The organism is Micrococcus sp. KRD096 (assembly GCF_017168495.1).
Classification (GTDB): Bacteria; Actinomycetota; Actinomycetes; order Actinomycetales; family Micrococcaceae; genus Micrococcus; species Micrococcus luteus.
In genome coordinates this window covers 73,489-84,180 of record NZ_JABFAY010000010.1, presented here as the reverse complement: position 1 = coordinate 84,180, position 10,692 = coordinate 73,489, and the positions used below count along the sequence as shown (strand labels likewise).

Sequence of the window (10,692 nt, the reverse complement as noted above, 5' to 3'; positions counted from 1 at the left end):
ACGTGCCCGCCGTCCTGGCCGCCTTCCACGCGGGCACCGTCGGCATGGCCGATCCCGCGGAGGTCACCGACGAGGCCTCCGCCCGCGCCTACGTCGACGGACTGGTCCAGGCGGCGGAGATGGACGCCGTCGCCGTGGTGGAGCGCGGGACGGACACGCTGATCGACCTGGTCGCCGTCGCGCGCGACGAGGCGCACGGCACCGGCGCGCTCACCGCCTGGCTGCATCAGGGCTGGCGCGGGGACGCGATCATGTCGCGCGCGGCGACCACCGTGGCGGACGCCGAACTGGCCGAGGGCGGGCTCGAACGGATCGAACTGGCCCACCGGGCGGACAGCCCGACGGCGGGGGCCGTCGCCCGGGCCGCTGGGCTCCGTCACGAAGGCACGCAGCGCGGCCGCCTCCGCGCGGGCGGGCGGCGGCTCGACGTGCACCGCTATGGCCGGCTGGCCACGGACCCGCTGCCCGAGGAGCGGGTTCGTCCCCTGCCGTGGGCCTCCGACGCCCGCCCCTGGGCCGGCCGCTGACCGCGGCCCGCCCCCGACGACGCCCCACGACGCCGCCACGCCATCCCGGCCCGATGCCCCGCGCTAGTCTGCCGAGATGACCACCCCGACCGACGCCGTTCCGAGCCCACACCCACGGCCATTCCTCCTCGTCCAGACGCGCCCCGAAGACGACGCCGCGGCCGCCGAGGTCGAGGCCGTCCAGCGACTGGGTGGCTATTCGGAGGGCCGGCTGAGGGTGCTGCGGCTGGACCGCGTCGTGCAGCGCCCCGACGCGGCCACGGACGGCCTGGACTGGGAGGCGGAGCTCGCGGACGTCGCCGCCGTGATCCTGCCCGGCAGCCCGTTCACGGGCGCCGATCCCGAGGAGACCAAGTCCCCCGTGCAGCGCGCCGTGGAGGCGGAGCTGGGCCGGATGCTCGACGTCGTCCGGCGCCGCGACCTGCCGTTCCTCGGCTGCTGCTACGGCGTCGGCACACTGGGCCGGCACGCCGGCGGCGTCGTGGACAACGCGTACGGCGAATCGGCCGCGCCCGTCGAGGTCACGCTCACCGACGAGGGTGCCGCGGATCCGTTGCTGGCCGGGGTGCCGCGCACGTTCGCGGCGTACGTCGGCCACAAGGAGGCGATGAGCGCGCTCCCGCCCGGCGCGGTGCTGCTCGCCGCGGGCGCCGACTGTCCCGTGCAGATGTTCCGGCTCGGCACCCGCCAGTACGCCACCCAGTTCCACCCGGAGCTGGACCAGGCCGGTATCCTCGAGCGCCTTGAGATCTACCGCGAGCACGGGTACTTCGCCCCGGGCGAGTACGAGCCCACGGTGGCGGGGCTGGCCGCCGTCGACCCCGAGCACCCCCGCCGGATCCTGGCGAACTTCCGCACGCTGTTCGGCTGAGCCGCCCGGCCCACCCCGTAGCGTGGCCGCATGGACACGCACCGCGCCACCGCTTCCCTGCCCTGGATCGACGGCCCCGCCGTGCGCGCCGCCCTGAGCCCGCGCGCCGCCGTCGACGCGCTGGAGGCGGCCCTCGCCGCCGGCCTGGACCCGGAGGCCGACGCCCCCCGCACCCGCGTGTCCACCGCCGCCGGGCAGCTGCTGCAGATGCCCTCGACGCGCGGGACCGAGGTCGGCACCAAGCTGCTCACCCTCACGCCGGACAACCCCGAGCGCGGACTGCCCGTCATCCAGGGCGTCTACGTGCTGTTCGGCGCCCCGGGCACCCCCGGCCAGGCACCGCGGGCCGTGCTGGACGGCGTCGAGCTGACGGGCCTGCGCACCTCCGCGGTGTCCGCGCTCGGGGTGCGGCTGCTCGCGGACGCCTCGCCCCGGCACCTGGTCGTGGTCGGCACGGGCGTGCAGGCGTGGGAGCACGCGCTCACCTTCCAGGACGTGTTCGGGCTGGAACGGGTGTCCGTAGTGGGCCGCGACGCCGACCGGGCCGCCGCCCTGGCCGCGCGCATCGAAGCGGAGCTGGGCATGACCGCGAGCGCCGCGGGCCCGGAGGCCGTGGCGGAGGCGGACGTCGTGGTGACGTGCACGGCCGCGACGGCCCCGCTGTTCGACGGGACGCTCGTGCCGGAGCACGCGACGGTCGTGGCGATGGGCTCGCACACCACGGACGCCCGCGAGACCGACGACGCCCTGGCCCGCCGCGCGACCGTGGCGGTGGAGTCGCGGGACTCGGCCGCCCGCGAGGCCGGGGACGTGACCCTCGCGATCGACTCCGGCGCGCTGGCCGGGATCGAGGACACGGTGACGCTGGCCGAGCTCGTGGCCGGGACCGCGCGTCGTCGGGAGGGCGCGCCCGCCCTGTTCGTCACCACGGGCATGCCCTGGCAGGACCTGGTGGTGGCGAGCGCGGTGGCGCGGGAGGTGCTGGGCTGAGCCGGGGCGGCCTGCGGTGCCTGCGCACTACCCTGGGTCCCATGCCTGAGACCCCCGCCGCCCCGACGCCGCAGCCCGCCTCCGGTGCCCCCGCGCATCCCTCGCAGTTCGGCTTCGAGGTGACGCACCGGCTGGAGACCGGCGGTGCGGACGGCGCCCCGCTCGGGCGCACCGGTGTGATCACCACGCCGCACGGGCGGATCCAGACGCCGGCGTTCATCCCCGTCGCGACGCAGGCCTCGGTGAAGGCGGTGCTGCCCGAGTCCATGGCGGAGCTCGGCGCGCAGGCGCTGCTGGCCAACGCGTATCACCTGTACCTGCAGCCCGGTGACGACCTCCTGGACGAGGCCGGCGGCCTCGGCGCGTTCATGAACTGGCCCGGGCCGACCTTCACGGACTCGGGCGGCTTCCAGGTGATGAGCCTCGGCTCGGGCTTCAAGAAGGTCATCGACATGAAGGGCCCCGGCGCGCCTGAGGGGCAGGGCGCCGACGACGCCGTCGCCCCCGGCAAGGAGCGCCTGGCCAACGTCGACGACGACGGCGTCTGGTTCAAGTCCCACCTCACCGGGGACCGGCACCGGTTCACCCCCGAGGTGTCCGTGGGCATCCAGCACAACCTCGGCGCGGACATCATGTTCGCCTTCGACGAGCTGACCACCCTGCACAACTCCCGCGGCTACCAGGAGGAGGCGCTCGAGCGCACCCGCCGCTGGGCCCAGCGCTGCCTCGACGAGCACGCCCGCCTCACCGGGGTCCGCGCGGCGCGGCCGTACCAGGCGCTGTTCGGCGTGATCCAGGGGGCCCAGTACGAGGACCTGCGCCGCAAGGCCTGCCGCGACCTCGCGGGGATGCGGGCCGAGTTCCCGGCCGCGGGGGAGCTCGACGGCGTGACCTCCGGCTTCGACGGCTATGGCGTCGGCGGGGCCCTGGAGAAGGAGAACCTCGGGACCATCGTGGGCTGGTGCGCGCAGGAGCTGCCCGAGGACAAGCCGCGCCACCTGCTGGGCATCTCCGAACCCGATGACCTGTTCACCGCCGTCGAGAACGGCGCCGACACCTTCGACTGCGTCTCCCCCACCCGTGTGGCCCGCACCGGCGCGTTCTACACCCGCGACGGGCGCTACAACCTGCCCGGGGCGAAGTACCGCCGCGACTTCGGCCCGCTGGACCCCGAGTGCGACTGCTATACGTGCGCCCACTACTCCCGCGCGTACCTGCGGCACCTGTTCAAGGCGAAGGAGATGGTGGCGCACACGCTCCTCTCCATCCACAACGAGCGGTTCACGGTCTCGCTCGTGGACCGGATCCGTGCGGCCATGCAGGATGGCACGCTCGCGGAGCTCAAGGCCGAGACCCTCGGCCGGTACTACGCCCCGAAGGGCTGAGGGGCGCTGGGTGCGCCGGCACGCCAGCACGCTGTGACGGGCGCGAGCCAGACGTTTCTGCTGTTCTGAGGGGGCTGTCACGACCGATTCGTCTGGCTCGGCGCCGCGCGGACCCGTGGGAGACGTGAGCCAGACGATTCAGCGGCTCCTGCACAGGGCCGCCGACCCGGCTCGCCCTCCACGGCCCTCGCCGTCGCGGCACCGTGTCCGCTGGTGGAAGGGAAGGCTGGCGGCATGGTCGCCCCTCCTCCGCACGACGACGCCGCCCTCAGCCCCGTCTTCCCGGTCGCCGCGGGGCTGCAGGCCGGCCTGACGGCCTCGCAGCTGCGCGGCCCCCGGTTCGACGCCCCGCACCACGGGCTGCGGCACACCGCCGGGGGTCAGCCCTCACTGGCCGACGTCGTCCGCGCCCTCCAACGGACGAACCCCGGCACCGCGGCCACCCACGCCACCGCCGCTCGCCTCTGGGAGATGTGGCTGCCGCGGCAGTGGGAGCGCGGCCCCATCCATCTGGCGCGCACGCGGGCCGAGGGCGGGGCGCCGCGCCGCAGCGGCGTCGTCGGGCATGAGCTGCACCCGCAGGACCCCGTGCTGGTGCGTGCCGGGGTGCGGATCACGACGCCGGCCGCCACCTGGGCGGCGCTGGCGCAGCTGGGTCTGCCGTTGGCCGACGTCGTCGCCGCCGGGGACAGCCTGCTGCAACGGGCTGACGGTCCGGCGGGCCGGTGTCGTCCCGGCGAGCATCCGCGGTGCACCGTGCGTGATCTGGAGGCGGAGGTGCTGCGGGTGCGCGGGAGGCGAGGGACGCGGACCCTGCGAGCGGCCCTGCCGCTGCTCAGGGACGGCGCGGATTCGAGACCGGAGACGCTCCTCCGACTGGCGCTGACCGACGCGGGTGTGCCGGAGCCGGAGGTGAATCCGCTGTTGATGCTGAGCGACGGGTCCGCCGTCCGGCCGGACCTGGTGTGGCGGGAGGCCCGCGTCTGCGTCCAGTACGAGGGCGATCATCACCGGACGGACCCGCAGCAGTGGCGCCGTGACATCGAGCGCGACCGCCGGATGCAGGCCGAGGGGTGGATCGTGCTGCGCGTGGCCGCCAGCGTCTTCACCCAGCGCGGCCTCGACGCCCTGCTGCGCGACCTCGCCGCCCACCTGCGGCTCCGTCTGCCTGCGTGAGCCAGACGAATCGGCCGCCGAGCCAGACGAATCGGCGGCAGGGGGGCGTGCGCACCAGCAGAAATCTCTGGCTCACGCCGCCGCCCCCGCTCGCGTCATCTCACACGAACGCGCCGACCCCCGTGATCTCGCGGCCGATGATCAGCCCCTGCACGGTCTCGGTGCCCTCGTAGGTGTGGATCGCCTCGATGTCCGCGAAGTGGCGAGCCACCTCGTTCTGGATGAGGATGCCGTTGCCACCGAGCAGGTCGCGCGCGTTCGCGGCGATGGACCGCGCGGCGCGCGTCGCCGAGTACTTGGCCAGGGACGCCATCGGCCCGGTGAGCCGCCCCTCGTCCTCGAGCCGGGTCGCACGCAGCACGAGCAGCTGCACCTGGGTGAGCTGGGAGAGCATCTCGGCCAGGCGGGTCTGCACGCTCTGGGCCGCCGCCAGCGGCCGGCCGAACTGGACGCGCTGCCCCGCGTAGTGCACCGCCGCCTCGTAGCAGCCCACGGCCTTCCCGAGGGCGGACCACGCGACGCCCACGCGCGTGGCGAAGAGGACGCGGGAGGTGTCCTTGAAGGAGCGGGCCTCGGGCAGGACGTCGGCGTCGGGCACGAACACGCCGTCGAGGGTGATGTGGGCCTGGTCGATGGCCCGCAGCGCGACCTTGCCCTTGATGACCTCGGCCGTGTAGCCCTCGGACTCCTGGCGCACGATGAACCCGCGGACCTTCTCGTCCTCGGCGCTGCGCGCCCACACCACGGTCACGCCGCCGGCGGCCCCGTTGCCGATCCACTTCTTGTGCCCGTGCAGCCGCCAGCCGCCGTCGACGCGCTCGGCGCGGGTCTCCAGCGAGACGGAGTCGGAGCCGTGGGTCGGCTCCGTGAGCGCGAAGGCGCCGTAGAGCTCGCCGCGCGCCATGGCCGGCAGGTGCTCGGCACGCTGCTCCTCGCTGCCGCACAGCTGGATCGAGCGCATGGCCAGACCGCCCTGCACGCCCGTCATCGTGGCGATCGAGCCGTCCAGGCGCGAGAGCTCCATCATGGCCAGGCCCGCTGCAACGCGGGAGACGTCGGGCAGCCCGTCCACGGGGACGCCGTCGCGCAGCAGGTCGGCCTGCCCCAGGCGGGCCACGAGGTCCAGCGGGTACTCGTGACGGTCCCACGCCTCCCGGATCCGGGGCAGCACGTCCGGCTCGAGGGCGAAGGCGCGGGCTCGACGCCACACGTCCTTCTCGGCGTCGGAGACGTCCGCGAGCGCCAAGTAGAAGTCGGTGTCCAGCGGCGTGGCGACGTCGTACTCGGGCTCGACGGTGGGCAGGGTCTCGGTCATGGTGGCCTCCCGGGCGGGGTCGGAGAGATGGGTGTGTCCGTCATCACCCTACACCGACTGACACGCCATCTCACAGAATCAGACGCAGTCTCACCCCCTCTCCTCGCCCGTGGCACCATGGCCCGCATGACGACGCCCGCCGAGGACACCCTCACCGCCCTGATCCACCTGCTGGACCGCGAGGGCTACGACGCCGTCACGGCCGACCAGCTCGCCCGCCAGGCCGGCATGAGCCGGGCCAGCTTCTTCCGCCACCTCGGCGGGAAGGAGGAGGTGGTCTTCGCCGACCATGCGGCGCTGCTCGCCCGCCTGGACGACTTCCTGCGCGGCACCTCCCTCGGCGTGCGGGAGGCCCTCGAGGAGGCGGTCCTCCAGGTCTTCCGGCATCACACCGCCGATCCGGACCGGGCCCGGGCGCGCTCCCGCCTGCTGCGCGGCTCCCAGGCGCTGCGCACGCGCGAGCTGCTCACCTCGCACCGCTACACGGAGCTGTTCTCCGGCTGGCTCGCCACGGCCCTGCCGGACACGCCCGCGCGCGGCGGGGTCGCCGTCGGGCTGGCGGCGGCCGTGGTGGCCGTCCACAACCGCGCCCTGCGGGCGTGGCTCCACGCCCCGGCCGACGACGCCGAGGCCGGCCTGCGCGCGGACCTCGCGGAGGTCATCGCGCGGCTCACGGCCGAGCCGGCCGAGGCCGAACGGACGCTCGCCGCCGTGCGCCGGCTCCTGGGCTGAGACCGGGCTCTCAGCGGCCGGCGACCTGCGCGTTCTCCGCCCCGAACGCGGGCGGGTAGCGGAACTCGCCGGCCGGCACCTCCGCGCCGTCCTGGAGCGTGAGGATCTGCAGCGCCTCGGGTTGACGCGCGAAGGCCGCGTGCACGCCGTGCTCGGAGGCCCGGTGGAAGCCGAACTTCGCGTAGTACTCGGGCCAGCCGTAGACCACCACGACCTCCTCGCCGTCGGCCTGGGCCTTCTGGAGCAGGGCGTTGACGAGCGCGGTGCCGGCGCCCTCGCCCTGGTGCTCGGGCAGGACGCCGTGCGGGGCGAGGGCGAGCACCTCGGCGTGGTCGATGTGGGCCCGGACCAGGGTGCCGTAGCCCATCGGGTCCGACTGCAGGTCCGTGCCGGGGATCGCGGCGGTCATGGCCACGAGGGAGTACTGGGGCAGCCAGCCCTCCGCGCCGCCGGCGAGCGCCTCGACGAGGTCGGCCTCGGCCGTGGACGCGAAGGCGAGCTCGGCGATCTGGCGGACGGCGCGGCGGTCGGCCGGATCGTCGTGATCGGCCTCGCGGGTGGACCAGCGGTGGCCGAGATCCTGGCCGGCAGGGACGTGGGCGGTGCGGTGGCCGGGGGTCTGGGTGCTGTTCTGCTCGGCGCTCATGCGCTCACCGTAGCCAGGGTGTGACCCCGGATACAGAGACGGCGCCCTGCGTCACGCTCGTGACGCGGGCGCCGTCGCCTCCTCTGGCCGGGGGCGGGCTCAGTCGATCTGCAGCTCGCCCATCGGGCCGAAGCCCTCCGCACCGACCTGCTCGGAGATGATCTGGGGCGTGCTCGCCAGCAGCGGGCGCATCGCGTCCAGGCCCTCCTGGAAGTGCGGGGACGCGACGTGGGCCTGCGCACCCTCGTCCGTGAACCCCTCGAGCAGGAAGTACTCGTTCGGGCCGCCTTCCACCGGGCGGTACCACTCGAAGAACAGGTTGCCGGGCTCGGAGCGCACGTCCGCGGTGTACTTCGCGACGGCGTCCATCCACTCGTCGGCACGCTCGGGCTGGACGGTGAACTTCAGGTTGATGAGGATCATGCCGTCCATTCTGGTCCACCCGGCACGGCCGCGGCACGGCCTCGCGTCCGCCGCGCGCGGAACCGCCGGGCCAGCAGCCACAGGCCCACGACGACGGCGACCACCAGCACGGCGACCAGCACCGGCAGGAACAGCGCGGCCGCGACGAGGCCGGCCGCCGAGACGTCCTCGGCCGCCGAGAGCACGGGCGCGGCGGCCCCCACCGTGACCGTGTCGGCTCCCACGACCGTCTGGACGACGTCGTTGACCGCGTCCACCCCGGGGATCTTGTCCGCGACGAGCTCGAGCGCGAGCAGGGCGCCGAGGATCCAGAGGGAGGCGTCGGCGGAGAGCCACGTCCACCCCGCGGGCAGGTCGACGAGCCCCGTGAACCGGTCCAGCAGACCCAGGGCGAGCAGGGGGATGTAGGCGTTGAGCCCGGCCGAGGTGGCCAGGCCCGTGCCGGTGAGGAACTCGAGCACGTCCGTCCCCGTCCTTCGCGGGTCGCTCGGGGCGCCCGGGCGGACGCTCCGGGTCCGAGGACCCTCGTTCCCCAGTGAACACCGCCGGCCGTCGGGCGCTTCCCGTCCGGGGTCGGTCCTACCATGGGCGCATGCCCCAGACCGCTCACTCCCCCCAGCACTCCGCCTCCGCCCCCGCGCTCGCCCTGACCATCGCCGGGTCCGAGGCCACCGGCGGCGCCGGCGCCCAGGCCGACCTCAAGACGTTCCAGGAACTCGGCGTCTTCGGCATCGTGGCGCTGACCTGCATCGTCTCCTTCGACCCGGAGGACGACTGGAACCACCGCTTCTTCCCCGTGCCCACCGAGATCCTCCAGCAGCAGCTCGACGCCATCCAGGGTGACTACCCGGAGCGGCTGCGCACCGTGAAGCTGGGCATGCAGGGCTCCCCGGAGGTCATCCGCACCTCGGCCGCGGCCCTGCGCCGCGCCGCGTGGGACCACGTGGTCCTGGACCCCGTGCTCATCTGCAAGGGCCAGGAGCCGGGCCACGCCCTGGACACGGACCAGGCGCTCAAGGCCGAGCTGCTGCCGCTGGCCACGTTCACCACCCCGAACCACTTCGAGACGGAGCAGCTCTCCGGCATGACCGTGCGCTCGGTCGAGGACCTGACGGCGGCCGCTCGGCGCATCCACGAGATCTCCGGCGCGGCCGTGCTGGCCAAGGGCGGGATGCACCTGCCCGGCCCGGACGCCGTGGACGTGTTCGTGGACGGGGACACCGTGGAGGTGCTCTCCGCCCCGAAGATCGGCCAGTCCGGCGTCTCCGGTGCGGGCTGCTCGCTCGCCGCGGCCGTCACCGCCGAGCTGGCCAAGGGCGCCACCACGCTCGAGGCCGCGCGCCGCGCCAAGGAGTTCGTGCGAGCCGGCATCGCGCAGGCGGTGGAGGGCCGCACGCCGTTCGCCGCCCTGTGGCAGGGCGGCCTGCGCTCCGCTTGAGCGCGCACGTGGGCCGCTGACTCGTCCTGAGCCGGGCGGTGCGCCACACTGGGGGCATGAAGCTCCCCTCCCCCGCCCCTTCCCCCGGCGAGGTCCACCACTCGGCGTCGTCCGTTCCCTTCGACGGCGTCGAGGCCGTCTTCCCCGCGCTGCGCCAGCGCGCCCTCGCCCCGGGCGGCCGGCTCTACGGGCTGGCGGCGGCGGCCGCGGTCGGCGGGCTCACCCTGCTGGATCCGCACGCCCGCCGAGGGCGCGAGCGTCGGGCCCTCGCAGAGCTCGAGGCCGCCGTCAGCGGCACGGTCCTCGCGGCCGAGACCGCCAACGCCCTCCACACCGCCGCGATCGCCGACGGCGAGGTGGCCCCCTCCCCCGCCGCGCGTGCCCTGCGCGGGCTCGGCGGGCTGGCCGTCGGCGGCGCGGTCGCGGCGGTCGCGCTGCGCACCGCCGGCCTGAACGACCGGATCGACGGCGCCGTGGTGCGCGGGCTCCAGCGGGTCGGCGTCCCCGCCCCGCGCGTCGCGCTGGCCGCAGCGGCCTCCCTGGCGATGCTGCTGGCCAACGAGGACGCCCGCCGGACCCGCCGCGACGCCGTCGAACTCGCCGTCACCGGACCCGCCGGCCTGGACGAGGACACGGTCGACGAGGTCGAGCCGGAGGCCACCGCCGAGCTGCCGGTCGAGGTGCGCGTCCTGCTCGAGACCCTGCTCGACCCGGCGCTGGCCGAGGGCCGGGACCTGCCCGGGGCTGAGGCGCTGCGCTCCCAGCTGCCGCACGCCCGCACCGTCACCTCGGTGGCCGAGGCCATCCGTGAAGCCGGCGAGGTCCCGGACTGGGTGCCGCTCGTCGTCCAGACCGACGACGACGTCCGGCGCGCGGTGCCGAACGACTGCGTCTGGCCCGTCCGCGGCCGCTTCGCCTCCGGATCCGCCGGAGGACACGAGCTCGAGCTGCGCCTGCAGGTGATCGACGGGGAGATCGGCGCCCTGACGGTGACCCTGCCCGCGGACGCCGAGGCGGACAGCGACGCCTGGGACGCGTTCCAGGAGATCGAGTCCTTCCCCGGCGTCGAGGACCTGGCCTTCCACGTGGACGGCGACCGGCGCGCCTGACCGGGAACTCTCCCGGGGCCCGTCCAGCCCGGCCCACTACAGTGGGGACCCGCCCGACGTCGTCGATCCCCCTCCCGGAG

General features: G+C 74.8%; 12 protein-coding genes. 8 read left to right on the top strand and 4 right to left on the bottom strand.

What is annotated here, in order from left to right:
* Positions 1-2 precede the first annotated feature (2 nt).
* From J1M41_RS04575 to J1M41_RS04555, 5 genes are all read left to right on the top strand, one after another.
* Positions 3-527, top strand: a complete 525-nt coding sequence (locus tag J1M41_RS04575; protein WP_206451244.1) for a GNAT family N-acetyltransferase — start codon at positions 3-5, stop codon at positions 525-527.
* Between the two features lie 76 nt (positions 528-603).
* Positions 604-1,398: a glutamine amidotransferase gene (locus tag J1M41_RS04570; protein WP_206451243.1), complete on the top strand. Its 795-nt coding sequence runs from the start codon at positions 604-606 to the stop codon at positions 1,396-1,398.
* Between the two features lie 30 nt (positions 1,399-1,428).
* Positions 1,429-2,388: an ornithine cyclodeaminase family protein gene (locus J1M41_RS04565; protein WP_206451242.1), complete on the top strand. Its 960-nt coding sequence runs from the start codon at positions 1,429-1,431 to the stop codon at positions 2,386-2,388.
* Between the two features lie 41 nt (positions 2,389-2,429).
* Positions 2,430-3,773, top strand: a complete 1,344-nt coding sequence (gene tgt, locus J1M41_RS04560; RefSeq protein WP_206451241.1) for a tRNA guanosine(34) transglycosylase Tgt — start codon at positions 2,430-2,432, stop codon at positions 3,771-3,773.
* Between the two features lie 234 nt (positions 3,774-4,007).
* Positions 4,008-4,949 carry an endonuclease domain-containing protein gene (locus J1M41_RS04555; RefSeq protein WP_206451240.1) on the top strand — a complete coding sequence of 314 codons (942 nt, stop codon included), beginning with the start codon at positions 4,008-4,010 and terminating at the stop codon, positions 4,947-4,949.
* 100 nt (positions 4,950-5,049) lie between these two features.
* On the opposite strand, the gene J1M41_RS04550 is transcribed toward J1M41_RS04555, so the two are convergent.
* A complete protein-coding gene (locus J1M41_RS04550; RefSeq protein WP_012750721.1) occupies positions 5,050-6,264 on the bottom strand; it encodes an acyl-CoA dehydrogenase family protein in 1,215 nt (404 codons plus the stop codon).
* Between the two features lie 126 nt (positions 6,265-6,390).
* Here J1M41_RS04550 and J1M41_RS04545 point away from each other — a divergent pair, with 126 nt between their 5' ends.
* Entirely contained in the window at positions 6,391-6,996 is a 606-nt protein-coding gene (locus J1M41_RS04545) for a TetR/AcrR family transcriptional regulator (protein WP_036316134.1), read from the top strand.
* Between the two features lie 10 nt (positions 6,997-7,006).
* Here J1M41_RS04545 and J1M41_RS04540 read toward each other — a convergent pair whose 3' ends face one another.
* The 3 genes from J1M41_RS04540 to J1M41_RS04530 all read right to left on the bottom strand — a co-directional run bounded on the left by J1M41_RS04540 (position 7,007) and on the right by J1M41_RS04530 (position 8,526).
* Entirely contained in the window at positions 7,007-7,642 is a 636-nt protein-coding gene (locus J1M41_RS04540) for a GNAT family N-acetyltransferase (protein ID WP_206451239.1), read from the bottom strand.
* Positions 7,643-7,741: 99 nt separating this feature from the next.
* A complete protein-coding gene (locus J1M41_RS04535) occupies positions 7,742-8,065 on the bottom strand; it encodes a putative quinol monooxygenase (protein ID WP_010079505.1) in 324 nt (107 codons plus the stop codon).
* Positions 8,062-8,526, bottom strand: coding sequence for a DUF4126 domain-containing protein (locus tag J1M41_RS04530; RefSeq protein WP_044659066.1), 465 nt, complete (start codon positions 8,524-8,526; stop codon positions 8,062-8,064). The genes J1M41_RS04535 and J1M41_RS04530 overlap by 4 nt, the downstream gene beginning before the upstream one ends.
* Before the next feature lie 131 nt (positions 8,527-8,657).
* Here J1M41_RS04530 and J1M41_RS04525 point away from each other — a divergent pair, with 131 nt between their 5' ends.
* Together J1M41_RS04525 and J1M41_RS04520 are read left to right on the top strand one after the other, a co-directional pair.
* Positions 8,658-9,503: a hydroxymethylpyrimidine/phosphomethylpyrimidine kinase gene (locus J1M41_RS04525; protein WP_119217559.1), complete on the top strand. Its 846-nt coding sequence runs from the start codon at positions 8,658-8,660 to the stop codon at positions 9,501-9,503.
* Positions 9,504-9,559: 56 nt separating this feature from the next.
* On the top strand, positions 9,560-10,612 hold the full coding sequence (locus tag J1M41_RS04520) for a hypothetical protein (protein WP_206451238.1): 1,053 nt from the start codon (positions 9,560-9,562) through the stop codon (positions 10,610-10,612).
* The last annotated feature ends 80 nt before the right edge of the window (positions 10,613-10,692 follow it).